Origin of the sequence: Spirosoma rhododendri (assembly GCF_012849055.1) — a bacterium.
GTDB classification, from domain to species: domain Bacteria; phylum Bacteroidota; class Bacteroidia; order Cytophagales; family Spirosomataceae; genus Spirosoma; species Spirosoma rhododendri.
The window spans coordinates 679266-705552 of record NZ_CP051677.1 but is presented as its reverse complement, the minus strand read 5'-3'; the positions used below and the strand labels follow the sequence as shown (position 1 = coordinate 705552).

21 protein-coding genes and 1 tRNA gene are annotated in these 26287 nt (G+C 53.4%); 9 read left to right on the top strand and 13 right to left on the bottom strand.

Features of this window, described 5'->3' with window-relative positions:
* Nucleotides 1-37: 37 nt before the first annotated feature.
* From wecB to HH216_RS02665, 13 genes are all read right to left on the bottom strand, one after another.
* Nucleotides 38-1147, bottom strand: coding sequence for a non-hydrolyzing UDP-N-acetylglucosamine 2-epimerase (gene wecB / locus HH216_RS02720; RefSeq protein ID WP_169549390.1), 1110 nt, complete (start codon nt 1145-1147; stop codon nt 38-40).
* Between the two features lie 49 nt (nt 1148-1196).
* A complete protein-coding gene (locus HH216_RS02715; RefSeq protein WP_169549389.1) occupies nt 1197-2312 on the bottom strand; it encodes a glycosyltransferase family 4 protein in 1116 nt (371 codons plus the stop codon).
* Between the two features lie 13 nt (nt 2313-2325).
* Nucleotides 2326-3333 carry a glycosyltransferase family 4 protein gene (locus HH216_RS02710; RefSeq protein ID WP_169549388.1) on the bottom strand — a complete coding sequence of 336 codons (1008 nt, stop codon included), beginning with the start codon at nt 3331-3333 and terminating at the stop codon, nt 2326-2328.
* 5 nt (nt 3334-3338) lie between these two features.
* Complete coding sequence (locus HH216_RS02705) at nt 3339-4667, bottom strand: hypothetical protein (RefSeq protein WP_169549387.1); 1329 nt, start codon at nt 4665-4667, stop codon at nt 3339-3341.
* Between the two features lie 50 nt (nt 4668-4717).
* Nucleotides 4718-5962 carry a lipopolysaccharide biosynthesis protein gene (locus tag HH216_RS02700; protein ID WP_169549386.1) on the bottom strand — a complete coding sequence of 415 codons (1245 nt, stop codon included), beginning with the start codon at nt 5960-5962 and terminating at the stop codon, nt 4718-4720.
* Nucleotides 5943-6971 carry a CgeB family protein gene (locus HH216_RS02695; RefSeq protein WP_169549385.1) on the bottom strand — a complete coding sequence of 343 codons (1029 nt, stop codon included), beginning with the start codon at nt 6969-6971 and terminating at the stop codon, nt 5943-5945. Before HH216_RS02695 ends, HH216_RS02700 begins: the two co-directional genes overlap by 20 nt.
* Nucleotides 6972-7158: 187 nt before the next feature.
* Entirely contained in the window at nt 7159-7863 is a 705-nt protein-coding gene (locus HH216_RS26560; protein WP_332871459.1) for a nucleotide sugar dehydrogenase, read from the bottom strand.
* Nucleotides 7836-8450 (bottom strand): nucleotide sugar dehydrogenase, encoded by a 615-nt coding sequence (locus HH216_RS26555; protein WP_332871458.1) that lies wholly within the window; start codon nt 8448-8450, stop codon nt 7836-7838. Before HH216_RS26555 ends, HH216_RS26560 begins: the two co-directional genes overlap by 28 nt.
* Nucleotides 8451-8498: 48 nt before the next feature.
* Nucleotides 8499-9557 carry a Wzz/FepE/Etk N-terminal domain-containing protein gene (locus HH216_RS02685; protein ID WP_169549384.1) on the bottom strand — a complete coding sequence of 353 codons (1059 nt, stop codon included), beginning with the start codon at nt 9555-9557 and terminating at the stop codon, nt 8499-8501.
* Nucleotides 9558-9755: 198 nt separating this feature from the next.
* On the bottom strand, nt 9756-12104 hold the full coding sequence (locus HH216_RS02680; RefSeq protein ID WP_254448668.1) for an SLBB domain-containing protein: 2349 nt from the start codon (nt 12102-12104) through the stop codon (nt 9756-9758).
* Between the two features lie 287 nt (nt 12105-12391).
* Nucleotides 12392-13522, bottom strand: a complete 1131-nt coding sequence (gene tgt / locus HH216_RS02675; protein ID WP_169549383.1) for a tRNA guanosine(34) transglycosylase Tgt — start codon at nt 13520-13522, stop codon at nt 12392-12394.
* A 56-nt stretch (nt 13523-13578) separates the two neighbouring features.
* Nucleotides 13579-13848 (bottom strand): barstar family protein, encoded by a 270-nt coding sequence (locus tag HH216_RS02670; protein ID WP_169549382.1) that lies wholly within the window; start codon nt 13846-13848, stop codon nt 13579-13581.
* 343 nt (nt 13849-14191) lie between these two features.
* Nucleotides 14192-14593 carry a ribosomal maturation YjgA family protein gene (locus HH216_RS02665; RefSeq protein WP_169549381.1) on the bottom strand — a complete coding sequence of 134 codons (402 nt, stop codon included), beginning with the start codon at nt 14591-14593 and terminating at the stop codon, nt 14192-14194.
* Between the two features lie 124 nt (nt 14594-14717).
* On the opposite strand from HH216_RS02665, the gene HH216_RS02660 reads away from it, so the two are divergent.
* The 9 genes from HH216_RS02660 to HH216_RS02620 all read left to right on the top strand — a co-directional run bounded on the left by HH216_RS02660 (nt 14718) and on the right by HH216_RS02620 (nt 26284).
* Entirely contained in the window at nt 14718-15884 is a 1167-nt protein-coding gene (locus tag HH216_RS02660; RefSeq protein WP_254448667.1) for a glycosyltransferase, read from the top strand.
* Between the two features lie 14 nt (nt 15885-15898).
* Nucleotides 15899-16528, top strand: a complete 630-nt coding sequence (gene rsmG / locus HH216_RS02655) for a 16S rRNA (guanine(527)-N(7))-methyltransferase RsmG (RefSeq protein WP_174842695.1) — start codon at nt 15899-15901, stop codon at nt 16526-16528.
* 103 nt (nt 16529-16631) lie between these two features.
* A complete protein-coding gene (locus HH216_RS02650) occupies nt 16632-16964 on the top strand; it encodes a hypothetical protein (protein WP_169549380.1) in 333 nt (110 codons plus the stop codon).
* A gap of 120 nt (nt 16965-17084) precedes the next feature.
* A tRNA-Asn gene (locus HH216_RS02645) sits at nt 17085-17158 on the top strand.
* Between the two features lie 270 nt (nt 17159-17428).
* On the top strand, nt 17429-18160 hold the full coding sequence (locus tag HH216_RS02640) for a site-specific DNA-methyltransferase (RefSeq protein ID WP_169549379.1): 732 nt from the start codon (nt 17429-17431) through the stop codon (nt 18158-18160).
* Nucleotides 18161-18225: 65 nt separating this feature from the next.
* A complete protein-coding gene (locus HH216_RS02635; RefSeq protein ID WP_169549378.1) occupies nt 18226-19248 on the top strand; it encodes a DNA methyltransferase in 1023 nt (340 codons plus the stop codon).
* A gap of 3 nt (nt 19249-19251) precedes the next feature.
* The gene (locus tag HH216_RS02630) at nt 19252-20835 is read left to right on the top strand and encodes an AAA family ATPase (RefSeq protein ID WP_169549377.1); all 1584 of its coding nucleotides are present in this window, start codon (nt 19252-19254) and stop codon (nt 20833-20835) included.
* Nucleotides 20836-20839: 4 nt separating this feature from the next.
* A complete protein-coding gene (locus tag HH216_RS02625) occupies nt 20840-23467 on the top strand; it encodes a restriction endonuclease (protein ID WP_169549376.1) in 2628 nt (875 codons plus the stop codon).
* A 534-nt stretch (nt 23468-24001) separates the two neighbouring features.
* On the top strand, nt 24002-26284 hold the full coding sequence (locus HH216_RS02620) for a carbohydrate binding family 9 domain-containing protein (protein ID WP_169549375.1): 2283 nt from the start codon (nt 24002-24004) through the stop codon (nt 26282-26284).
* The last annotated feature ends 3 nt before the right edge of the window (nt 26285-26287 follow it).

Below are 26287 nucleotides of genomic sequence, written 5' to 3'. Positions count from 1 at the left end.
AGATACTAGCAACAGAATCAGGCGGGTTGGTTAGCCGCTATTGCGGCTCGACAGCTGGAAGCTGCCGGAGACACTCGACAATCCGTTCAGCCGCGCGGCCATCCCAGAGTGGAATAGTTGTTTTGGGGCTCTGCTGGCGGGTTAGGGCCGCGTCGACTGCTTCCAGAACGGCCGTCGGGGTCAGGCCGGGGATAAGTCGATTCGTACCCAGTGACGCCGTAACGGGTCGTTCGGTGGTGGTGCGGAGCGTCAGGCAGGGTACGTTGAGGTAAGTCGTTTCTTCCTGAACACCGCCCGAATCGGTCAGCACAATGGCCGCGTTTTCCAGCAGATTCAGAAACTCCAGATAGCCCTGTGGGTCCAGCAGCCGGACGTTCGGCGTGGCCGTCAGCCTATCCAGCAACTCGTGCCGAATCAGGCTGGCGCGGGTGCGTGGATGCAGCGGAAACAGCACCGGTCGGCGTTTAGCCAGTTCCGTCACAATCTCTACGACGCTACGAAGCCCGGTTTCGGTGTCGACGTTGGCGGGGCGATGCATGGTCAGCAACACGTAACGTTTCGGCAATAAACCCAGCTTACCAATTGTATTCAGCGCTGTGGCGGCCGGGCGATGATGCACCAGCGAATCGATCATGAGATTACCCACGAGCCGAACCTTCGCGTCGGGAATGCCTTCCCGGTGGAGATTGTCCAAACCCGCTTGCTCAGTCACGAACAGCAGGTCGGCCAGGTGATCGGTCAGGATGCGGTTGATTTCTTCGGGCATCTGCCGATCGCCGGAGCGCAGCCCCGCTTCGACATGCGCCACCCGGATACCCAGCCGTGCAGCTACCAGCGCGCAGGCCAATGTACTTGTTACGTCGCCCACAACGACGAGCCAGTCGGGTTGTTCCCGCGCCAGAATCGGTTCAAAACGCAGCAGAATATCGGCAGTCTGACGGGTTGGCGTGCCGCTGTCTATGCCCAGAAAATAATCGGGCTGGGGCAGGTCGAACTGTTGGAAAAAAACGTCGCTCATCCGGGCGTCGTGGTGCTGCCCGGTATGTACGAGTTTCGACTCGATGGTTGGGTCGGCCTGAAACGCGCGGTGTAGCGGGGCTACCTTTACGAAGTTGGGCCGGGCCCCGACAACGGTAAGAATCTTCACGAAGCAAGGTAAGCAGAATCCGTCGACCCACGGGGTCGTTGCTCCGCAATCAGGCTGCCATTGCCTGATATACGAATTGCCATTGGTCGACGTTGGCGTTGATGTCGAAACGCTGCCGGGCCAGCGTAGCCGCCTGACTGCGGTAGTGCTGATACTGCTCCGGCGACATGCTCAGGTAGCGGTCAATTTCTTCTTGCAGTGCCGTAGCATCGTTTGGCACCCAGCTACCCGCCTGCTCGGCTTCCAGCACTTCCCAGGGCGTACCCGTCGACGCAATAACCGGCGTGCCCTGCGCCAGCGATTCAAGCACCACATTGCCAAAACTCTCCGACTTCGAGGGCAGGATCGTTATCAGCGCATCGGCATAAAACTGGTCTTTGATCGCGCCCGTCACCAGTCCTGAAAAAACGATTTTCTGGTGCAGATTAAGCCGCCGAATCTGTTCGCGCAATTGCTTTGCGTAGACTGGGTCCGACTCCGGCCCGGCAATAATCAGTTCGTAGTCGCTCTGCCGGAACAGGGCCGACTGGCCCAGCGCGTCGATCAGTTTATCGATGGCTTTGATGGGATGAATCCGGCCCATAAACAGCAGATAAGGCCGGGCTTTGCGGTCGACGGGCAGGGGAATGTCCATCATGTTGCGTACTTCGCTGACGGTGGCGCAGGGGCCGAACTGTTGCCGGATATAGGTCGCTTCGGCGGGGCATGTGGCGTGAAACAGCACCTGCTTCCGCAAGAGCCAGATCAGGCTCAGCACTGCTTTCTTGATGCGCGGACTATAGTCGAGCGCGGGCGGGCTGAGTTCGCCGTGGGGCGACCAGATAACCGGTTTGCCCAGCAGCCGCGCCAGCACCGCCAACACCAGCGAACTGGGGTAGAACAGGCTGTTTAGGTGAACGACATCGGCTTTGCGCATAGTCCGCCAGCCCTGCCAGATGTGGCGGAAGGGCAGGTAAAAATGCGGATTCCGCGTGTAAATAACCTGTCCGCAGTCCATCGTCAGCCATTTGTCGAGCGGGACGGACGACTGCTGCCCCTGCGCCGTTGCGATGACGAATACCGAGTGTCCGGCGCGGGTCAGGGCGCGGGCCTGCCAGTAGATCGTGTTGCTTGGCCCGCCGATGTGGCAAGGGTAAAACCAGTCGGCCGACATTAGAATGGTCATACGAACTATATCGTTAACGGTGGTAAGGAATCAGGCGTTGGTACTGAGTCAGATAGTGAACAGCAATCATTTCGGGCGAAAAACGCCGGGCGTTTCGGTAGCCAGCATCGATTAGCTGTTGCCGGTAAGCCGTGTCGTTGATGAGTCGCGATACGCCCTGCTGAATAGCTTCGGTATCAGCAGGATCGACCAGGTGAGCCGCGTCGCCAGCTACATCGCGCAGGGGCGAAATCGCTGACGTCAGCACCGCCCGGCCAACAGCATTGGCTTCTACAATAGGCATACCAAAACCTTCATACGTCGACGTAAATGTTACTAAATCTGATTCAGTGTAAATTTTTAGGATAGAGGTTGAATCAAGGTTCTGGTACGATTCGTAGTGAATGGCGTTTTGCTGAAGTCGTTTCCGCAGATCGGGCGTGAGCGGCCCAACGAGCCGTAGTGTGCAGGGAATGCCCGTCAGCGCATCGAGCAGGCGCGGAATATTTTTGTGAGATGCCGTACCGACCTGTAGAATGATTGGGTTTATCGTGTTGAAATCAGCCGGTTGGGCGAGAAAAGCCGGATCGACAGCGTTGGGCACTACTATGACTTTTTCGGCCACACGCCCAACGTACCGAAGCAGATCCTGCCGCGTTTTTTCGGAAATCGTCGTCACGACGCGCGCCCGTCGGATGGGCAGGTAATACCAAATCAGCCAGAACAGGGCGTAGCGCAGGGGGCGGTGTCGGAAGCGTTCGAGCGGAATGCAGTCGTGAATTGTTAGTACGGTGCGCGACGCGGGTAGGGCCAATGCCGCGTATTGCACGTCGCCGGTGATGTGAACGATTCCCTGGAATCGCTGCCGCCGGATGAAGCGCAGGTTGTGCCAGACATCGCGCAGGCTACGGCTGACACGGGGCAGATAGACCGAATCTGGCCCGGTGCCGGTCTGCTGACCCACGGCCTGCCGAATCGTGCCGAACAGCGTTTCGATACTGTAGCCGGTGCCGGGGCTACGAAATAGGTACGTGATACGCATGGCTGTTAGAGCTGAATCGAAAATCGCTTCAGCAGCCCGTACAGCACCAGCAGAAATAAAGCGTTGTTGAGTAGACTTCCCCAGGTCGAAAGCAGATCCGTTTCCATGGTCAGGCACCCTACAAACAGCATGGGAAGCCACAAAATAAGCGTTGGTTGCTGTTTCGCCAGTTGAAAAACGCGCCGGAACACGTAGCCTAGCAACCCGCCATAGCCCAGGGCAAATAGCAGCCCGCCGTAGCCAAAATTGACGTAGCCCTCACCCAGGGGCGACAGGTTGATGCTGGTATTTTCCGACTGTGGGAGCGATGTGAACCGCCGAATGTTTTCGTAGCCGCCCGTCTGCGGTTTGCCTGGCCACAGCAGGCGCGGCACGAACGGATACACCAGCGAGAGGAGCACTTCGCCCCCGGCGTAAGGCTCGTGCCGTGGTACTTTCGCCATCGCGCTGCCAATCATCAGGCCTTGGTTGAAGCGCATAAACGAACTGAAAAAATGCGCCGGTGTCAACAGCTTTGACGGGTCGGTCAGGCGGTCGGCGAGCAGTTCGCCCATTAGCCCGGCGTTGCCGCTGCGTTCCTTCCGGGTATGGCCCCATGTGCTGAAGCGGTACTCAGCCTTTACCGACTGAATCAACAGTAGCAGGGCAAACGCCGACGTGACGAAGGCGGTTTTGGTTGTAGCCGACAGTGGGGTAGTTCGCCCGGTCGTCAGAAACAGCGTCAGCAACATCAGCCAGAAAAACAACTCACCGAACATTCCTTCCCGGATGGTATACATGCCCAGCACAACCACGACCAGCCCGACGATGAGCCAGCGCAGCGGACTTCGGGCGTACCAGGTATACAAAACGCTGATAAACAAGCAGTAAGACGGGATATGGCTAACGAACGTTGGCGCGCCCGGCATCAGCGTGCGAACGCCATAACCCGCTAGGCCGATCAGTAGCAGGACTAATCCCGCCCGCTGGTTGTGCCGTAGGGCATCGATAGTCGACCTAATGGCGGCTGCGTGATCAATCTCGCTCTGTCCGGGCCGGACCATAAGGCCGAGGTAAAACAAACTGAACGCGGGCAGCGCGTAGCTGAAATACACGTCAGACTCAATGGGCATCGACGCGGGCAGCAGCCAATACGTGACGGCCGGAATCTGTAGAATTTCCAGCGCGGCCACGAAGGCAATACACTCCAGCAGGGCTATCCGTCGGCTGATCTGATTGACAAACGTCAGGAAGCAATATACGGGCAGAGCAAAGGCAATTGCTTCGGGCAGGGTACCCTTCCAGCCGACATAAGCTACCCAAAAAACGACCAGTGTGGCCAGTATACGCTTCATGGCAGGATAAAAAGGACTCGATAGACATTACCGTGCTCCGGTGCACCGGTCTACCGCTGAAACAGAAAACGGGCCAGCGCAAACTGAGCCGCGTAACCGATAGCCGTTGCCCACGCGGCTCCGGCGATACCCAGCCGGGGGATCAGTAGCACATTGAATGCCAGATTTACGACGACGCCAAACACAGTGTGCAACAAGATATACCGGGTCTGCCCGAAGGTGTACCACTTCAGTTCGAGCAGGTGAATACTGGTCAGGAACAGGTAACCGACGGCTACGAGCGGGGCGACGTCAAATGCCGGGCTGTACCGATCCGACAGCAGCAGCGTGCCAACCCAATTTCGGCTCAGGAAAAAGAGCAAACAGGCAATGCCGGCCAGCCCCAGATAAGGTCGCACATAGCGCAGCAGCAGCGGATTCGCTGTCGATGGCGGTTGATTCTGCGTACGTAAACTCAGCACCTGTGGCGACAGAAACGCCAGTAGGGGCGATGCAAACAGCAATAGTTTGGCCCCCAGACTGTACCCCATGCTGTATTGTCCAACATCGGCGTCGGTCAGGTACAGGCGGATCAGATAGCGGTCGGCGTAGTTCAACACCCAAGCCCAGACGGCCATGCTGAGCAAGGGCGTCACGTAGCGTTGGTAGGCTCTGAAAAGTTGGATCCGGTCGGGGAACGGGTTTTGAACAGGCCGGACCTGTCGGGTCAGCGGGGTAATTGATAGTACCGCAAACAGGCCGTTGACAAGGGCCGCCGATTGCCAGAGTGCAATGCTCGTGTAGTGCTGCAACCCAACGACAACTACGCCAAACGAAACCAGCGCTCCGGCTGCATAGCCGACCTGCAAACGCGTAAACTGACGGTGTTGCCCCAGGGCATTCCGATAATCTGCGCCGGCCTGATACAGCCCCTGCCCAACCGCCACCAGCCAGATCAGCCCAAACACGGGGTTCTGGTAATACAACCCGGCCAGTAGCGCCACCAATGGCATGACCAGCAAATAAATCAGCCCGGCCACCTGCCCATAAAAACGAATAGCAGACGGGTGCGAAAACTGACCCAGTGCCGATTTGAACGACTGAATAGTGGGCGATACCAGCAGACTATGTACGAAGGTCACGGCTACAAGCAACAGGCTATACTCACCCCATACGTCAGGCGAAATGTACAGGGCTGTCAGCTTGCCATATAGCAGGCTCAGCCCGGCCGATAGCCCCTGACCACTCAATAGCGTCAGCAGCGAACCAGACCAGACAGGCCAGCGGACAGGCTTGCTAAACGGGCCGACGTTCATGCATGATTGGCAGGCTATGACCCGTAATACGCAGCAACTCATCGACCCGCTGATCGAACGTATGGTGCTGCTGGAAATGCGTATGCTGGCAGTCGGCAAGTGTGTGCCGCTCGGCGGGGTGCGCCAGAAAATACCGGATCATGTCGATCGCTTCGGCCGTTGTTCGGTAGGTTACGCGCTCAGTCGGGACGAGGCTGTATTCGTCGAGCGTTGGTTTGTAGTCGCAGAGTTGAAAGCCACCGATGCCGTTAATTTCAAAGTATTTCTGGTTGGCTGAGGTGACTTCGGCGTAGTGAAAATTATTAAACACGATCCGTGCCCCGTAGAGCAGCCGGTTTTTTTCGTCGCCAACGAGATACCGCCCCTGAAACGCCGATCGTACCGACGCGGGTAAATACGGCCCTTCGCTGCCGAACACGGCCACCCGAACACCCGCCCGCTGCAACTGATCGACCATGCGGGCGCGGTAGGCGTAAAGGCCGCCGTAGAGCAGCACGTCGATGTTAGTTTGCTGTTCGGCCGTGGCCTTGTCGAGATCGGGTCGGCGGTGAATACGGGGGTTAAATCCTTCGGGCAGGTAGTGCGCGTTCAGTCCGGCTTTGTTGCGCAGAAAATCGGCGATGTACGGTTCCTTTGTGAAGTAATGATCGAAGTCAGCGGCAATGACCTGCTGCTTTTCTAGGTTTGACAAGGCATCGGGATTGATCTGCGCCACGACGATGCCCGGCAGTAATTGCTTCACCGTATCAACAAAAATCGGGTGCAGGTGTCGGTACACAACCAGCACCAGATCGGGTCGTTCGGCCGCCACCCGCCGGGCCAGCTGCCTACACGCAGCCCGGTCGTACGATTCAACAAACCGGCTAACCCAGTAGTGTGCTTTCCGCGCCAGCGTGTATCGGCTTGCCCCATCGACACAAACCGCCTGACCGCCCAGCGCCCGTACCGAATCGGCCAGGTGGTACTCCAGCGAATCAAACGCGCGACTGCCGACGATAGCGATTTTCATAGGTTTATATTTGGTTTACCCTCACCCCCAGCCCCTCTCCCAAAACGGGAGAGGGGTGACTACTGAGAGCGAGTCTTTTGACTACCGCTTTTGTTACACAATGGCTATATGCATGAGTATGATCTACAATATTTATTGCACCCCTCTCCCGTTTTGGGAGAGGGGCCGGGGGTGAGGGTGAACTCACCTACAGCCGCCAGTAATCGAGTCCCGTTTCGTTCTTGACCGAATACAGCCCTTTCAGGTCGAGGAGGATGGGCGAGCCGTTCATCAGCGACCGGAAATACGCGATGTCGAGCGATTTGTACACGTCGTGCCCTACCGCCACGATCACCGCATCATACTGCGCTGAGGGGCTGTCGAGTAGGGTCATGCGGTACTCGTGAGCTACCTCATTGGGCGACGCGTGCGGATCGATCAGATGTACACTGATCGAGTAATTCATCAATTCCCGTACCAGATCGGCGACGCGCGAATTGCGGATGTCCGAGACGTTTTCCTTGAACGTCAGGCCCATGACCAGCACCTTCGTCTGCCGGGGGTTCTTCCCGTGCTGAATCAGTTTTTGCAGCAGTTTAGTCGCGACATAGGCAGGCATACCGTCGTTGATGCGCCGACCCGAGTTGATAACCTGCGGGTCGTAGCCGAGCTGCCGGGCTTTGTAAAGCAGGTAATACGGATCGATGCCGATGCAGTGCCCACCCACCAGACCCGGTGTAAACGGCAGGAAATTCCACTTGGTTGAAGCCGCCCGGATCACTTCATGCGTGTCGATACCCAGCTTGTCGAAGATGATCGCCAGTTCGTTCATCAGCGAAATATTCAGGTCGCGCTGCGTGTTTTCGATCACCTTGGCCGCTTCCGCTACTTTGATACTCGGCGCGACGTACACCCCGCCCGGATGATGCTGTCGTACAGTTCAGCGATAACCCCGGCGGCTTCGTCGTCGCTTCCCGACACGACTTTGAGGATATCGACCAGCGTCCGGTCTTTGTCGCCGGGGTTGATGCGTTCGGGGGAATAGCCCAGTTTGAAATCCCGCCCCAGCGTCAGGCCAGAGGTTTGCTCCAGCGTGGGCAAACAATCGTCTTCCGTACAGCCGGGGTACACCGTTGATTCGTACACAACGTAGTCGCCCGGTTTCAGCGCCCGGCCTACGTCGGCTGATGCGCGTTGCAAAAATCGCAGGTCAGGGACTTTATAATCGTCGATGGGTGTCGGTACGGCGATGATGAAAAAATGGGCCGCGCGCAGGTCGTCGGGGTTGGCCGTAAAAGTAATGTCGGCACCAGCGAAGGCGTCGGCACCTAGTTCGCGCGACGGGTCTTCGTGCCGCTGCATCAGCGCGATCCGGTCAGTGCTGATGTCATAGCCAATTACCCGAAACTGCCGGGCAAACGCCAGCGCGAGGGGTAGCCCCACGTAGCCCAGCCCGATCACGGCAATCGCTTTTTCCTTTTGTCTGAGTGCGTCGAGCAAAGTGGGTTTTCAGTTTACGGTATTCGGTTTTCGGCGGACCGGTCTGGGTTACACCAACATCGCCCGTAGTCTATCCATTACCCCGATCTGTTTGGTCAGCAAATAAACAATGCCGACGATCAATCCGGCGAGGGCGTATGTCAACACGAGCATGGCACGTTTGGGCGAAACGCGAAGTAGCGGAATTTTTGGCGGTTCGAGTACTTTAAACACGGGTGTTCGTTCCTGCACCTTCAGCCGGGCCTGCTCGTACTGCCGCGACAGTTCGGTATACACCGTCTGGGCAATGGTCAGTTCGGCTTCCATGCGCTGCCGGTCCATCGTCGCCGACTGGACAACCAGATACTTGTGCTGATCGTTGTAATGAAACACGTTGTACTGCGCCGTCTGGTAGCGTCGACGCGCTTCGGTAAGCCGCTGTGTGTAAAAGTGCAGATCCTGCCGTGCTTTTTCGGTTCGGTAGCTCGTCACGTACTGCGTCAGGTAATTCATGGCCTGCTGCGCCACTGTAGCGGCTACGCTCGGGTCGGGCATCTGGGCGGTAATCGAAATCACGCCCGACCGGGTGTCGAGTCGGGCCGTTACCCGCTTCTCGATCTCTTCGGCCAGCTGCTGCTGCTGCATGGTCAGCTTCACCGGCTTGTTCGGCCCTGTTGGGGTTGGGGCAGTCGTGGCAACCGGGGCCGGACGCAGCCAGCTAAGCAGGGAAAAGCCGGGTTTCCCACCGTCGGGGTCAAGCAATTGCGTAACGGTCAGCTTTCTCCCGGCTGACGTGACAACCGGTTGATCGAGCAAATACAGAATAAACGGGGTACTTTGCAGTACGTTCGGGTACAGATCCGGCCGTACCGCGTCGACTCCCTCGGCATCCGACAGGTCTATCCCGCCGAAACCCGCCACCGACGCCAGCCGCCGAAATACATCCCCCGAACCGCTGTTCATTTCGGGCATAATCCGCGCTTCCGATATGTATTCCGACCGGGTCAGCAGGGCTACTACGATGCCCAGCGCAGTAAAAACGCCCACAAACAGCATCAGCCGAACGCGCCCCCGCCAGACCGTGCGAACGAGGTTGTCGGGTGATAAATTTAGCCAGGAGTCGGACATGGTATTCAGTTTACGGTTAACAGGTTACGGTATTCGGTTTACAGTGGTTGGCGGGCCGGTGTAGCCTGGACCTCCAGGTCCGGGTGGCCGTCAGGCCAATTGCTCAAGGCGGCAGCTTTTCAGGTCGCTCCGCGCCCACCCGGACCTGGAGGTCCAGGCTACACCCGTGCGACGGACCGCCCGTAAACCGAAAACCAATCACAAAAACAGGCGAATGACCGACAGCACTACGGCGGCACCCGACGAGATTACTGTTAGCAGAGCCGCCCGTTCGGTGGCTGATAATCGATTTTGCTCTTTCGGGGGAACGGCCGGAATAACGACGTTCATACCGCGTTCGGGCGTCGGATAGCGGTGTATACCCAGAAACGAACGCGTCGATACGATTTTGCCGTTGGCGCGTACTGCATACACTTTGCTACGTTGCGCATTGTTCGTGAAGCCCCCCGCTTCGCCGATGTAGTCCCGAAACGATTTGCCTTGCTCAAACTCCACCGTAGCCGGATTCAGCACTTCACCCCGCACCCGCACCAGTTCGGTCCGGCGCGGAATAACCAGTGTGTCGCGGTCTTCCAGCAGCAGGTTTCCTACGTTGGATGGATCGTTCAGAATGGTGTGAATGTCGACGGAAACAACCTCACCCTGACGCGTAAACCGGGCCGATAGCAGATCGGCATCGGGTTTCAGTCCACCCGCCCGGCTGATGAGATCGGCGATGCGGTCGGTGCTGGCGCGGATGGCGTAGGGGCCGGGGTAGTATAATTCGCCAACTGCGACGGCTCCTTTCTGCGCTTCGTAACGGGGCGACGTGCGGACAAACACCTGATCGTAGGGATGCAGCACCAGTTGCGCGTCGGCGGGGCTAAGGCGTAGGTTGCGGTCGATGCTGAACGAGATCAGCCGGGTATTCTGCTCGCTGGGAACACCGGCCGTGTCGGACCCGATGCGCCGGGCAATCTCCAGCCGCGACGCCGTAGCCCCGTCGGTGAAACCACCCGCCTGTACGATCAGATTAGCCACCGTCAGGCTGTCGACAAACGGAAACGAACCGGGCTGATTGACCGCCCCCTGAATAGACACCGTGCGTTCCTGCCGCAACTGCCCGACGCTGATGATTTCGATCACGTCGTCGCGCTTGAGCGGCATATCGGGTTGCTGACCCCGCAGGAGCTTGCTCAGATCGATCGAAATCAGTTCGGGGTCGAGGTTGGCGCGCAGTCGGCGGATGGTAGCCCGGTTCAGAAAGGCGTCTTCCCGCAATCCTTCCGCCGTGCGAATCAGCTGTGTCAGCGAAGGGTTCTGGGTCAGCGCAAATTCGCCGGGCCGGAAGACTGCCCCTTTGATCGTAACCTTGTTTTCGACCCGATTCAGTAAGCTGCCGACCGTATAGCGATCTCCGGCTTTGGGCGCAAATGTATCAATGTCTCCGGCGGGTATCGTCAGTAGTTGTTGCCCCGTCGGCGTGTTGCGTAGCAGACTGATCGATGCCGTGTAGGCCTGATCGGCAAAACCACCGGCTATGTTGAGCAACTGCCGCAGCGTTTCGCCCCGTTTGGCTTCGTACAGACCCGGCTGCCGTACCTGCCCCGCCAGTTCGACGCGCGTATCGTAATGGTCGACAAAGATGATATCCTGATCGTGCAGCCGGACGTTGGCCGACTGATCGGCCCGTAGCAGAAAATCGTATATGTCGAGCGTTTTCACGAGCCGGTTAGCCCGGTACACGCGCACGTCGCGAAACGACCCACGGTCGGGCGACGGTCCTCCGGCTGCGTAGAGCGCGTTGAACACACTGGCCAGCGATGACAGCGTGTACGTGCCCGGCCGCACGACCTGCCCCAGCAGCGTAACGCTGATGCTGCGCACACTGCCGAGCGTCACCTGTGCGCCGATACCCCCGCCGTTGTTCAGTCCCTGAAACAGCGTTCTGAGCCGCCCGACGATGCGTTGTTCTGCCTGCTCGATGGTCAGACCGCTGACGAAGATCGGGGCCAGATTTTCGACGCGAATGCTACCCTCCGGACTGACTTTGGGCCGGTAGGTTTGCTGCGCATTGCCGAAAATATCGATCACCAGTTCATCGTCGGGGCCGAGCTGGTAGTTGCGGGGCGTCGGGATGCGCAGGTTCGGTTCAAACGTCAGATTACTATTGCTGAACAGCGACGCGCCAAACACGGTCGGTGTGGTCGGTGCGGAACCGGTCGTGGACGTCGGCGGGGCCGGGGTGGGGGGCTGCTCACGGGTTACGACAACTGGCGCGGAGGTGCTGCCGGGGCGGGTGGGCGTACCGACCGTTTCCAGAATACGCTGCTGCATCCGGCTGATGTCCGTATCGGTAAAACCCCGGCTACGGGCCATTTGCTCCATCTGCGACTCGTTCATACCGCTGGCCTGCGCCTGCTGGACAAACTGCCGAATCTGATCGGGCGTCAGGTTCTCCACCGTCTGCGCCCGAACGGCCCCAGACAGACAAATCAATGAGATGACTAACCCGCTGATTAGTAAAAAATGACTATAAATCAGTTGGTTACTGGTAATTCGCTTCACGAAAACGAACGGTATGTGTACTTGTCGACACCGGCTAACAGTGGGTAGGTGTCGTTTTCGTGGAGGGTGTGTACAAATTACGGGCCGAAAAAGTGGGAGTGGGGAAGGGACCTCACCCCCAGCCCCTCTCCTAAAACAGGAGAGGGGTGACTCTAAAGACAAACTTGTTGCCGTTTTGTAAAGATTCTAGTGGCGAAGCCAACCAATTGATGGGTCGAAGCCGAAGGTTTACGTGCTGCTAGTCACCCCTCTCCTGTTTTAGGAGAGGGGCCGGGGGTGAGGTAAACCTACAGCCGCTGCATCAACTGGCCGACGATGCTGTTTTTCCAGCTTACGTAATCACCCGCTTCGATGTGCATACGGGCCTGCCGGACCAGCCACAGGTACATCGTCAGGTTTTGCAGACTGGCGATCTGACCGCCCAGCAGTTCATCCGCCTTGAACAGATGGCGTAAGTAAGCTTTCGTGTAGAACGTACTCGCGTAGCCACCCAGCCCCACGTCGATCGGGCTGAAGTCGCGGCTCCACTTCTCATTTTTGATGTTGATGATACCAGCCGTTGTGAATAGCAGCCCGTGCCGCGCGTTGCGGGTCGGCATCACGCAGTCGAACATATCCACGCCCAGTGCAATCGCTTCCAGAATGTTGGCCGGTGTGCCGACGCCCATCAGATAGCGTGGTTTGTCGACGGGTAGAATACCGTTGACCAGTTCGATCGTCTGGTACATTTCCTCCGCCGGTTCACCCACGGCCAGGCCGCCGATGGCGTTGCCTTCGCGTTCTTTACTCGCAATCGTTTCGGCCGATTGTCGGCGCAGATCGGCGTAGGTGCTGCCCTGCACAATCGGGAACAGCGTTTGCCGGTATCCGTAGTGGCCTTCGGTGGCGTCGAAGCGGGTAATGCAGCGATCGAGCCACCGGTGCGTCATCTCCATCGACTGCCGGGCGTAGCCGTACTCGCAGGGGTAGGGCGTACACTCGTCGAAGGCCATAATTATGTCGGCCCCGATGGTGCGCTGAATATCCATCACGCCTTCGGGCGTAAACGTATGCTTCGAGCCGTCGATGTGCGATTTAAACGTAACGCCCTCCTCCTTGATCTTGCGCGTATTCGACAGTGAATACACCTGATAGCCACCCGAATCGGTCAGGATGGGCCTACGCCAGCCGTTGAAGCCGTGCAGGCCGCCCGCCTGTTGCAGCACGTCGAGGCCGGGGCGCAGGTACAGGTGGTAGGTATTGCCCAGAATAATCTCCGCGTTGACGTCGGTTTCGAGTTCGCGCTGATGCACGGCTTTCACCGTTCCGGCCGTCCCGACGGGCATAAAAATCGGCGTTTGTACGGGGCCGTGGTCGGTCGTAAAAACACCCGTTCGCGCCTGCGACGCCGTGTCGCGGGCAGTAATCGAAAATGTCATAAGACAAAGGTACGCAGAAAAGGCGGGTAGGGCAGGGGCAGTATGTGCCGGTATGGCTAGGCCAGCTCCATGTATTTTGGGGCCATTTCCTTGTTATAATCGGCAATGATTTCGCGCAGAATCTGCATGTCGCGGGGGCAGGCTTCGGCAAATTCGGCCCAGTTCGTTATGATCACCTGCTGGGGCATTTCATCGCGGGCAGCGGCAATCACACAGTCCCAGAACGCGTCCCAACTGACGCCGTACCAGTCGGGAAAAGGCAATTCAGTTTTGGCCAGGTGGTGAAAACCGACTTTTGTGTTGATACCAGTCAGGTCGAGCGTCATTGGTTGTTAGTAATGAATTAAAACTAGCTCAACACAGAGCCACAGAGAGCGTAACGGTAAACTGACAGCAATACATGGTCTGTCGGTCAATTAAAACTCTGCGTTCTCTGTGACTCTGTGTTGAACTGTTTTTGCGTTGGTACTCATGATTTTTTACGTAAACGACGAAACGGGGTAGAGGTTGCGGCTCAACGGGCCCTCAATTCCCAATCCCTCTACCCCCCGTCCCGACCCGTCGGACCGCCCTGAAGGGGGTGAGGACTTGGCCTTTGTTGCGGTGACTTCTCCCCCTTCAGGGGGACGGGGGGTAACAGCCACACAGCTAAAACGAAACATACCATACCTACCCCAATCTCCGCCTGACAAACCAGCCGTCGATGGCTGCACCGACCACCACGCCTACGGTGTAGCAAATCAGGTCGCTCCAGACAAACGAAAACCCCAGTACCAGGCCGCCCAGCGTCGTGGCCCGCACCCGGTCGATCCAGGGCGCGTGGTATAGCTGACTCAGTTCGATACCGAAGCAAAACAGGAGGGCTACCAGTGCGACCGTACGCGTCGACCGGCGGGGGAAAAGAAACGCGATGCCGAAAAAGACCATCAAGGCCCACAGGCTGTCGCCGACGTACAGCCGGACAAACGAGTAATTGCCCAGCAAGCGTCGGGATGCGAAGCCAGTCAACAGGGTAGCGATGGCGAGGGCGCCGTAGGTGAGTCGGTTGCGGAGTAGTATTGGGCTGGGCATTGGTTGCTGGCAGGACGGCGTACGACCCGAAAGCTACGGGCTGGCGTTCGTATGACAAGGTTTGCCTTTCCGTATCTTTGCGCGCCCAACCGTATCTGCCTACGTTTCAACCATTACCGACACTGTGCTTAGTATTCTCCTGACTGGCTGGCTGCTGATGCTGGCCGTTCAACTTAGTTACGTCCTGTTTGTCTTTACCCGAACCGCGTTTCGATCGCCCGACCCGACCCCGGCCACGCCGAGGGCTGCTGGTGTAACGGTGGTCGTCTGCGCGCACAACGAACTGGCAAACCTGACCGAACTGCTACCCCTGCTCAACGCCCAGCAGCACCCGCAATTCGAGGTGCTGGTCATGGACGATCGCTCGACCGATGGGAGCCGCCAATTTCTGGAAAACGCCATTGCCGATCTGAAACACGTTCGGTTTCTGCGCATCGACACCGAGCCGGAACACATCACACCGAAGAAATACGCGCTGACGATCGCGCTCAAAAAGGCGACGTACCCCACCGTGCTGCTCACCGATGCCGACTGCCGCCCGGCGTCTGACGGCTGGCTGGCGCAGATGGTGGCCTCGCTGGCCAACCCCGACAAAGCCATTGTGCTGGGCTTTTCACCCTACACCTACCGCCCCGGTCTGCTCAACTTCCTGATTCGCTCCGAAACGTTGTTTACCGCCGTGCAGTATCTGTCGCTGGCGCTGGCGGGTCGGCCATACATGGGCGTGGGACGGAATCTGGCGTACCGCACGAAAACGTTTTTCGACAACCGGGGCTTCTATTCGCATATGAACGTGCTGGGGGGCGACGATGATCTGTTCATCAACGAAGTCGCGACGGGCCGCAACACCGCCGTTTGCCTCAACCCCGACTCGTTTATGTGGTCGGAACCCAAAACGACCTGGTCGGCCTGGCGGATTCAGAAACGGCGACACCTGAACGTCGGCAAGTTTTACCGGACGGGCCACAAAATCCGGCTGGGGCTGCTGGTCGGGTCGCACGTGTTGACGTGGTTACTGGCCCTGGCAACGGGCGTGGCTGTGCTGGTGAAAATGCGGGTCGACCCGTCGTTTACGCCGACCGAATGGCTACTTTTGTGGGGTACGATCGGCCTGTTTGCTGCGCGGCTGCTGCTCTTCTGGGGCATCGTTGGGCGCATCAGCTATCGGCTGAGCCATACCGTTCACTGGCTGCTGATACCCGCTATGGACCTGATGCTGGGTATGTATTACGGGCTGGCGGGACTAAAAACGGGCCTGCGCCGACGGCAGAAAACCTACGACTGGCGGTAGCGCCCTGTATTCGCATGAACATCGACTTACTACTAAAATATTTCCCCAGCCTGACCCCGCAGCAGAAAGAGCAGTTTGCTGCGCTGGATGGGCTGTACCGCGAGTGGAACGCGCAGATCAACGTCATTTCCCGGCAGGACATCGACGCCCTGTACGAAAAGCACATACTGCACTCGTTGGGTATCGCCAAAATCATTCAGTTTAAGCCCGGTACCGAGATTCTGGACGTGGGCACGGGTGGCGGTTTTCCCGGCATCCCCCTGGCGATTCTCTTCCCCCTGGCCGACTTCCACCTTGTCGACAGCATTGGCAAGAAGATCAAGGTCGTGCAGGGCGTAGCCGACGCGCTGGGCCTAACAAACGTAAAAGCGGAGCAGGCTCGGGTCGAGCAGCTCGACACGACCTACGACTTTGTGGTGAGCCGGGCCGTGACGCGGCTAAAGCCGTTTCTGGGCTGGGTACGTTATAAAATCGTGAAGGCGGGCAACAACGACCGCCCCAACGGGGTTCTGTACCTCAAAGGGGGCGACCTCGCCGAAGAGCTGGCCGAAGTACCCGACCGCTACCGCGTCTACGACCTCTCCGACTATTTCGAGGAACCCTTCTTCGAAACCAAAAAAGTAATCTACGTACCGAAGAAATAAGTTTACAGTTTGATGTATAAGGTTCAAAGTTGCTCCGGGGTCAGCAAATGCCCGTAGCGAACAACTTTAAACGTTGAACCAGAAACGTTAAACCAGCAATCGCATGCCCAACGAAACATTCCGCTCCAGCAGCTTTAAAGACCCGATCACCCGCGACGAAGTCGAATTCAGCGACAAGGGTGTCACCTTCCGCGTTCGTAAACTGATCGGCGGCACCGACAACTTTGTTTTTTACTCCGACATATCGGGCGTCGAGATCGACAACGGCATCTTCTTCTGCACCGTCCGGATCATTCCCCGTGCCCGGCCGGAGATCGTTATCAGCAATTTCACCAAGGGCGACGCCCGGCGCATCAAGGAGATTATCCTGAACAACGTCCCGAGCCACCGCCCCGACGCATTTGGCAACCCACCGATGGGGAACCCGCCCCGCTGACACTCAGCCTGATACCGGCTGGGGCATGCAGAAAGGCGATTTTGGTCAACATTTTTTAGTCCGATCGCTTGCGTAGAACCGCACTACGCACTACTTTTGCACCACAATAACCGACAACACTCCCGAATAGCTCAGTCGGTTAGAGCATCTGACTGTTAATCAGAGGGTCGCTGGTTCGAGCCCAGCTTCGGGAGCATTAAAAATTAAGCACTTACAATACTTTTGTAGGTGCTTTTTTTGTTTGGTTGCAATACAAATGGCAATACATTTTGGCAATTGAGAGTATATATTCTTTTTCTATTCATTAACATTCATAAAATTTTATCTTGCCTTTCATCAGGTAGGTCTGGGTCACTTACTTAACATCCAGATTTTGACATCGAGTCACTTTCAATACCGCTATCCAAATGCAATCCCAACACTCCAGTATACAAGCTACTAAACTACCTCTTACCTCTCCAGATTTGACTCAAGAATTGCTTAACCAGCTACTCCAAGCAACTCCTCAAATTTTCAATGAGGGTAAGGTCGACTTCTCAAAATTACGTGCCGCTTTAGGTGATGTAGTTGATGAGTCGCCTGAACGGTATGGGTTAACATGGGCGGGTAAACGAGAAGCATTTCGTAATGTGCAAACCCCAAGCATTGGTACGCTGCGGCCGCAGTTTGAGGAAAGCCAGAATTGGGACACCACGGATAACCTGATTCTGGAAGGTGATAACCTTGAAATTCTGAAACTTCTGCAAAAGTCATATCACGGGCAGATAAAGTTAATTTACATTGACCCGCCATATAATACGGGCAATGAGTTTATCTATCCCGATAATTTCCGGGAGGGATTAGTCGATTACCTGCGCTATTCCAAACAGCAAACAGAAAAGGGCACGGCGACCTCGACAAACCGAGAAACGAATGGACGTTATCATTCTGCCTGGCTCTCTATGATGTATCCACGTCTATTTCTGGCTCGGAATCTATTGAAAGAAGATGGAGTAATCTTTGTCTCTATTGACGATCATGAAGTACCAAACCTGCGCCTGCTAATGGATGAAGTTTTTGGCGAAGAGAATTTCGTTGGACAAATCATTTGGAAATCTCGCCGAAGTGAAGATACTCGAGCTAAAACAGGACTGTCAACTGATCATGAATACATTTTATCATATAGGAGGTCAGAGAGTGCCATCTTTCGGGGGTAGAAAAAGATGTTAATAAGTTTAGTAATCCAGACAATGATCCTCGTGGGCCTTGGCGCAGTGCTGATATGACAGGTCTGGCAACGAAAGAACAAAGACCAAACCTTCATTATGACTTAATAGACACAGAGACAGGCAGAATATTCGAATCACCACCTAAAGGATGGCGTTATGAACCTTCGACAATGTCTAAAAAGATAGCAGAGGGACGAGTGCTATTTCCTTCAGACAATGGTCGGCCAAGGCATAAACTCTTCCTACACGAAATGGATAGTCTGAATAAAAACCTTTCTTCTGTCATTACATCAATTACGACAGGAGAAGGTACAAAGGAGGTGAACGAATTACTTGGTGATGGTAATTTCTCGTTTCCCAAGCCCTCGGCGCTTATTAAGCTCTTGATTACACAGATAACTAATGAGTTAGATAACGATATCGTCTTGGACTTCTTTGCAGGGTCCGGCACTACTGCTCAAGCTGTTTTGGAAGCTAATGAAGATGGGGGTAATCGTCGGTTTATACTTGTACAATTAGATGAGGGAACTGATAAACCAAATTATCCAACTATAGCTCACATAACTCGTGAACGTATTCGTAAAGTAATCCATAAATTAAATCAAGTTCGAGATAGAAGCCTCAATTTTAACCCGGAATCAGTTAAACGACTAGGATTTCGTGCTTTGAAACTAGATTCAAGTAATTTTAAGATTTGGCAACAAAGCGATTCATCCCATACGCTGGTCCAACAACTAGCAATGTTTGCAGATAATCTAGAACCGGGACGGACCGATGAAGATCGACTTTACGAAATTATTTTGAAGACTGGGTTGCCATTAGAGACAAAAATTGATCAGGTATTGATCGCAAATAATTATGTTTATTCCCTTGAGAAAGGAAGTATTATCGTTTGTCTGGTAACACGCCTTTCAATGGAGATGCTGAATGAAATTCTTCGTCCAATATCCTCACCAAAGCGACAAAGACCTAAGTTAGTTATTTGCCTTGATAGTGCCTTTAATGGCAATGATTCGCTAAAAACGAATGCCGTTTTAGAAGCGCAGATGAATAGTATAATGTTAAAGACTATTTAAGCATTGGCACAGACAAACCAACCACCAGTTCAGATTACTCAACAACGACTAATTAGTATGCAGATAAAGCGGCTAAAAAGTTTGGTTGATGTGCGGATAGTGTTTGAAGATGATAAGCCATTAACAGCCATAATGGGCCCCAATGGCTTTGGTAAGTCGACTATATTACATCTGTTGGCTTCGAGTTTCCAACCTACAAATGTTCGGACAGGAAGTACCCAAATAGTACAAGGTGAAGAATGGCAATATGTGAATTTTTTTCCAAGTACTCCTGACGGTACTTGGAGTAGTTCACAAGCATCAATCACACATACTTATCGCACAGGGGCGAAAGAGAATCGTGAGGAATTAACAATTAGTAAGAGCATAAGGTATTGGTTACCTAAAATTAAAAGTAAACCTCACCGGGAAACTTACTATGTCGGAGTGAAAGAATCTGTCCCAGAGATAGAAAAAGAACGTATTCTAAAAAACGTTAAGTATAAGACGAAAGACCAAGTTGATGCTCAATCAGAGAAAATTCGCAAAAAAGTAGGAGAAATTCTGAAACGAGAATATAGCAAATCCTACATAAATCAGTTGAGTGGCAAACGTTCGCTTCTCGGAGTAAAATATGGAGTAATAAATTATTCCTCTTTATCAATGGGAGCTGGTGAACAGCGATTATTTAAATTAATTGAAACTCTTGAAAAAGCGGGAAAGTACGCATTGATATTAATTGATGAACTTGATCTTCTTCTTCACACAGATGCTTTAAACAGATTATTAAAGGTGTTAAAAGAGTATGCCTTGTCTAAGAGTCTACAAATTATCTTTACGACTCACCGAGAAAGCGTAACAGATGTAGATTTCAGCGACTATATAGCAGTGAGGCATTTGTATCATAGTTTAGTTGCGCCTTATAAGACTTTATGTTTTAACGACACTAAACCAGAAGCGTTAGCGCGACTAACAGGAACACTTATTAAAGATTTAGAAATTTTTTGTGAAGATGACATGGCAAAAGCAATAATTGAGAAGCTTGCCTTTCAAGTTGATGTTGCCCGCTTCCTAGCCATTTCTTCCTATGGACCAGCAATTAATAGCTTTACTTACGCATCAGCTTTTATATTGAAAAGAGAAAGTGACGGCACACCTCTCGATAAAACTTTATTTGTATTAGATGGAGATGAGTATGCAACGCTTGATGAACGGAAAACACAAATCAAAAGAATACTGACGGGCAACGAAGGTGGTCAAGGTGGTTTAGGTGATCGCAGAAGAGCTCAAGCACTAGATCTGTTAACCTCGTTTAATTCACCAGATCGTAAATGCCCAGAAGAAATGCTCTATAACATGGTGCGGAGCATAAGTTTGGGTGTTAACGATCAAACGGATCAAGTTTTAAAGGCCGCTGCTGAAGCATCAGGAGAAATACAACCTAAGCAGAAAGTAGAAAAAACCTTAGAATATATTGGTGGTGAGCGTTCAAGAGCACTTGGTCACTTTATTGACGTAGCGGCTCAATCACATACTTGGCCAGCATATACAGAGCCAGTAAGGCAATGGCTTGAGGTTCGAAAAACAGTAATTTTAGAACAGCATTGAGGCAATGAAAATCAAATTCGACAGTAATCAGCCTTATCAGCGCGAAGCCATTGAATCGGTAGTCAATTTATTTGAGGGTCAACCGTTAAAGGCTGGCACCTTCGAACTTACGTTGGCTGTTGCCAGCGAATTAGTTTCAGAGTTAGGTCTAGGTAATCGTCTAGCAATCAATGAAAACACACTTCTAGCCAACTTACGAGCTGTACAACAGGTTAATAATCTACCTGAAAGCGAAGTTTTGAGTGGATTAAACTTCTCAGTTGAGATGGAAACCGGTACAGGTAAAACGTATGTATATATACGCACTCTGTTTGCTCTACACCAGCGTTACGGTTTTACAAAATTTATCATTGTAGTGCCTAGCGTAGCCATACGGGAAGGCGTCATGACAAGCCTACGTTTAATGAGTGAGCATCTTAGGGGACTGTATGACAATGTAGTTGTAGATGCCTGGGTTTATGATTCAAAGCAAGTAACCAAAATAAGGCAGTTCGCACAGAGTAACACCCTTCAGATTTTGGTTATGAATATTGATGCGTTCAATAAACAGGCAAATAATGTCATTCACCAAGAGCGTGATCAGCTATCGGGCCGGCGGCCCATTGAGTTCATCCAGGCAGCTTGTCCAATCGTGGTCTTGGACGAGCCACAGAATATGGAAAGCGAACAGGCAAAAAGTGCGATTGCTAGTCTTAACCCAATTTGTACACTACGCTATTCCGCCACGCACCGTAACTTATACAATCAGGTTTATAAGTTAGATCCAGTACGAGCCTATGACTTGAAATTAGTCAAACGAATCGATGTAAGTTCAGTACTAGATGACCCTGATTTTAATCAGCCTTTTATTCAAATACAGAGTATCAGTGCTACAAAAACTCAGGTGTCGGCCAAGCTGATAATTGATTTTAATGCAAAAGATGGTCCGCAACGGAAAGCCTTTTCAATTAAGGGTAGCGGTGCCGATTTATTTAGCCTGTCCGGCGAACGCGCTAGCTATCAAAATTACATTGTCGATGAAATCAATGCGGCTGATGGATACGTTAGTTTTACAAACGGATTGTCACTATATGTAGGCCAATCACATGGCGGACGTACCGACGATGTATTACGTATACAGATAAAAGAAACAATTCGCGAACATCTGGACCGTGAATTAAAAATAAAAAAGCTATTACCAGGTACTACTGAACCTAACGTACGGCTTAAAGTATTATCTCTGTTTTTTATTGATCGTGTAGTCAATTATGCTTCCGAAGACGGTAAGATTCGGTATTGGTTCGAGCAGGCATATAAAGAACTTTCAGTTCTGCCGAAATACCGCGAGATAGAGCCATTACCTGTTGAACAAGTTCATAACGGCTATTTTGCTGCCTATAAAGGAATACCCAAAGATACGCGAGGGGATACATCTGCCGACGATGAGGCATATGAACTTATTATGCGAGATAAAGAAAGATTATTATCGCCTGATGAGCCTTTACGTTTCATTTTTAGTCATTCAGCACTTCGTGAAGGCTGGGACAATCCCAATGTGTTTCAGATTTGTACATTAAACGAAACTAAGTCAGATGTAAAAAAACGTCAGGAAATAGGCCGTGGTCTGCGTTTACCAGTTATGTCTAACGGGGAGCGGTGTTTTGATGAAAGCATTAACCGTCTAACCGTTATAGCTAATGAACATTATGATGAATTTGCTCGTCAGCTTCAAACTGAAATTGAAGAAGAGTGTGGTGTAAGTTTTGCTGGACGCATCACGAACAAGAAGGAAACACGAACCGCTGTTCTTAAATCTGGATGGAAGCTTAATGAAGATTTCAAAGCTTTGTGGGATCGAATCAAGCATCGTACCCGGTATGCTGTTAAATATGATACGCCCACACTAATTGAGCGTGCTGCTAACAAGCTAGCTAACAGCGATAAACTAGAGTATTCCCGGATTAGCGTTCAAAAAAGCAAGGTTGCAGTGACTGAAGAAGGGTTAGAAACTCAATTGGTGAGCGTCCGTGAAGCTGAAGTTAAGGATGTGGCTTCCGTTACTATACCAGATTTATTGGGCTATCTTCAATCTAAGACAGACCTAACTCGTCGAACGTTGGCTGGCATTTTAATACAATCGGGTCGACTCGACGAAGTAAGGTACAATCCTCAGCAATTTCTAGATCAGGCACAACATGCCATAATGAGCGAGTTACGCACTTTGATGGTAGATGGTATAAAATACGAACGTGTTGATGGTAGAGATTATGAAATGCTTTTATTTGAGGATCGAGAAGTTACAAGTGCATTGGCCAATATGGTGGATGTAGATAACAGTATTTTCGATAGCATAGAGGTAGACTCTAATGTTGAACGTGAGTTTGCTGAGATCATGAGCAGACGCCAAGATATCAGGCTTTTTATTAAACTTCCGGGCTGGTTTCAGATTAATACTCCGCTAGGTAATTACAACCCGGACTGGGCTATTGTAAAGGAGGAAGACGAAAAAGTTTATCTAGTTCGTGAGACTAAGGGTAGCAAAGAAGAACTAAAGCTTAGAGCTTCTGAATGGGCAAAAATACAATGTGGTAAAGCTCATTTTGATGCTTTGGGTATTGACTATAGCGTGGTTACTTTTGCAGATGAGGTCTGAAAGGAGAACTGAGTAATTGAACTGCGTTATTACATCAGTAGTTTACATATCTAATACTACATCCACTTAACAAGTAACTTTCAAAAAAACATCCTTATTCGACTTAGGAACAGGCATTTATTCTATGCCTGATGTAGCAATAATACTCGGTATGCCACAGGATAAAGTACGGCGGTGGCTACTGAATACTAGAACCCACATTTTGGTAAGACTGACCAAATTGCCTCTTCGTATGGCACAGGGCGCCAGAAGTCAGAACTTTGAAGGGATGTGAACAGTTTTGTATCCTACGCCTAATTTACTAGCACTTGATTAGAATAGTCGATAGATATTCATGTTGAGTACCTGTACTTGCATCTGTGCCTTTCTTATAGCTTATCAACAGTTGATCGCGACGACGGGCTAATATAAGCGGTAAGGGCTTATCGGTTTTTCCGAAAACAGCTCGGCATGCCACTACAGCAGAATGCGGTAACAAGGTAGTAACTTAGCCCAGAATTGTGCTTTCTGCATTGTATCTAGCGAGTTTATTTGGTGGATTTATTTTTACGGGTAGTGGTGGCCTGTCTGCTATTGGGGCAAACAGTGGGATTGGCGCAAAAGAAAAACGAAGGCTATCAGCTTCGTATTCAGCGGGCAACATCGCCCATCGTGGTCGATGGTACGGTCGATGAGCCGGTTTGGCAGGGGGCCGATGTCGCAACCAATTTCTGGATGGTGCTGCCCGCCGACACCAGCCGGGCGAACGTCCGGACGGAGGTGCGGATGACCTACGACGACCACGCGGTGTACCTCAGCGCGGTTTGTTTCTACGGTAATGTGCCGGGTCCGTACATCGTGGAATCGCTGCGACGCGACTGGTCATTCGGCAAAAACGATAACTTCATCTTCTTTGTCGACACCTTCGACGATCAGACCAATGGCTTTACGTTTGGGACCAATGCGGCCGGGGCGCAGTGGGATGGCCTGCTCTACGAAGGCGGTAAAGCCAACCTGAGCTGGGATAACAAATGGACGTCGGTGGTGCGCAACTATCCTGATCGCTATGTGCTTGAGATGGCCATTCCCTTCAAGACGCTCCGCTACAAAAAAGGCATCACCCGCTGGGGAATTAACTTCAGTCGGCTTGATCTGAAAACCACCGAAAAATCGTCGTGGACGCCCATTCAGCGGCAGTTTCCCACGGCGTCGCTGGCGCTGACGGGTGTGCTGGTGTGGGATCAGCCGCCACCGCAGCCGGGGCCGAACATCTCGCTGATTCCGTACGCGCTGGGCGGCATGACCCGCGACTACCAAACGACCGCCCCCACGAGCAACCGGTTCAGCGCGGGGCTCGACGCCAAAATTGCGCTGACGTCGTCGCTCAATCTGGACCTGACGGTTAATCCCGATTTCTCACAGGTCGACGTCGATCAGCAGGTGACGAACCTTGACCGGTACGAACTGTTCTTCCCCGAACGGCGACAATTCTTTCTGGAGAACGGTGATCAGTTCGCCAACTTCGGCTATTCAACGATCCGACCATTTTTCAGTCGGCGCATTGGGCTGGGTGGGGTGCCGATCCGGTTTGGGGCGCGGGTAAGTGGTAAGCTCAACAAAGACTGGCGACTGGGCGTGCTGGATATGCAGACCGGAGCTGTGAACGAAACGGGCCTGCCCGCGCAGAATTTTGCCGCGCTGGCTCTGCAACGGCGCGTGTTTGCCCGGTCGAACATCGGGGTGCTGTTCGTCAACAAACAATCCATCGGCTACCACGAGCCGGACGTGCAGGGTGTCCCGGCGGGTTCTGCTCCGGCGGTGAGTCTGCCCGTTTATTCGCAGTACAATCGCAATCTGGGTATTGAGTATAACCTAGCGTCGGCCAATAATCTGTGGTCGGGGAAGGTGCTGTACATTCGTTCGTTCAACGCGCCACCAACACCGGGCAGCGCCGAAGCGACCGCTGCGGGTAGTGGAAATGACAATGCCGTGTATGCGGCTAACCTGCAATATTTCAGTCGGCAGTGGCTGATTGGGGCGCAGCTGGAAGCCGTTGGGCAGAACTACACTGCCGAAGCGGGCTATGTGCCGCGTCGGGGCTACGAACGGGCCATCGGTACGCTCGGTTATACGTTTCTACCAACGGGTGGCCCTGTGCTGAGCCACGGCCCAACGGCCAACTCCACTTATTTCTTCGACCCGGCGGGGCGGCAGAGCGACAACGAAAGTGTGCTGTCGTACACGATTACGTTTCGCAGCAAAAGCGTCTTTACGGGCTGGGTCGCGACCGACTACGTGCGGCTGCTGCAACCCTTCGATCCAACAAATTCCGGCCGCCCGACGCTGGCGACCGGCACCGAACACCGCTGGACGGCCTGGGGCACCGACTTCGATTCCAAGCCGCAGAGCCTGTTTACATATGGCCTGGCGACGCGTTACGGCGGTTATTATGCCAACGGCACGCGCCTGAACGTAACGGCCGACCTGGGCTATCGCTTTCAGCCGTACGTGAGCCTGGCGGCCAGTGCCAGCTACAACGCCATCCAACTGCCGCAGCCGTGGGGTCGAACCAACTTCTGGCTGGTCGGTCCGCGCTTCGACGTGACGTTGACCAACACGCTGTACCTCACCACCTTTGTGCAGTACAACGAGCAACAGCAGAACATGAACGTCAACGCCCGGGTGCAATGGCGGTATAAACCCGCGTCCGATTTCTTCCTTGTCTACACTGACAATTACCTGCCGGGTTCGGCACAGATCGGGCAGGACGTGCCGGGCTTTTTATCGGTAAAAAATCGGGCGCTGGTGATTAAATGGACCTACTGGTGGAACTTATAGCCG

What these genes read in the sequence shown, in the direction of transcription:
- HH216_RS02670 (WP_169549382.1), bottom strand. Translation starts at nt 13,848, where the DNA reads ATGACGCTCGACCTGACTGGTATCAACACAAAAGTCGGTTTTCACCAC.
- HH216_RS02705 (WP_169549387.1), bottom strand. Translation starts at nt 4,667, where the DNA reads ATGAAGCGTATACTGGCCACACTGGTCGTTTTTTGGGTAGCTTATGTC.
- HH216_RS02685 (WP_169549384.1), bottom strand. Translation starts at nt 9,557, where the DNA reads ATGTCCGACTCCTGGCTAAATTTATCACCCGACAACCTCGTTCGCACG.
- HH216_RS02635 (WP_169549378.1), top strand. Translation starts at nt 18,226, where the DNA reads ATGACAGGTCTGGCAACGAAAGAACAAAGACCAAACCTTCATTATGAC.
- HH216_RS02650 (WP_169549380.1), top strand. Translation starts at nt 16,632, where the DNA reads ATGCCCAACGAAACATTCCGCTCCAGCAGCTTTAAAGACCCGATCACC.
- HH216_RS02710 (WP_169549388.1), bottom strand. Translation starts at nt 3,333, where the DNA reads ATGCGTATCACGTACCTATTTCGTAGCCCCGGCACCGGCTACAGTATC.
- HH216_RS02695 (WP_169549385.1), bottom strand. Translation starts at nt 6,971, where the DNA reads ATGAAAATCGCTATCGTCGGCAGTCGCGCGTTTGATTCGCTGGAGTAC.
- HH216_RS02625 (WP_169549376.1), top strand. Translation starts at nt 20,840, where the DNA reads ATGAAAATCAAATTCGACAGTAATCAGCCTTATCAGCGCGAAGCCATT.
- rsmG (WP_174842695.1), top strand. Translation starts at nt 15,899, where the DNA reads ATGAACATCGACTTACTACTAAAATATTTCCCCAGCCTGACCCCGCAG.
- HH216_RS02715 (WP_169549389.1), bottom strand. Translation starts at nt 2,312, where the DNA reads ATGACCATTCTAATGTCGGCCGACTGGTTTTACCCTTGCCACATCGGC.
- tgt (WP_169549383.1), bottom strand. Translation starts at nt 13,522, where the DNA reads ATGACATTTTCGATTACTGCCCGCGACACGGCGTCGCAGGCGCGAACG.
- HH216_RS02665 (WP_169549381.1), bottom strand. Translation starts at nt 14,593, where the DNA reads ATGCCCAGCCCAATACTACTCCGCAACCGACTCACCTACGGCGCCCTC.
- HH216_RS02700 (WP_169549386.1), bottom strand. Translation starts at nt 5,962, where the DNA reads ATGAACGTCGGCCCGTTTAGCAAGCCTGTCCGCTGGCCTGTCTGGTCT.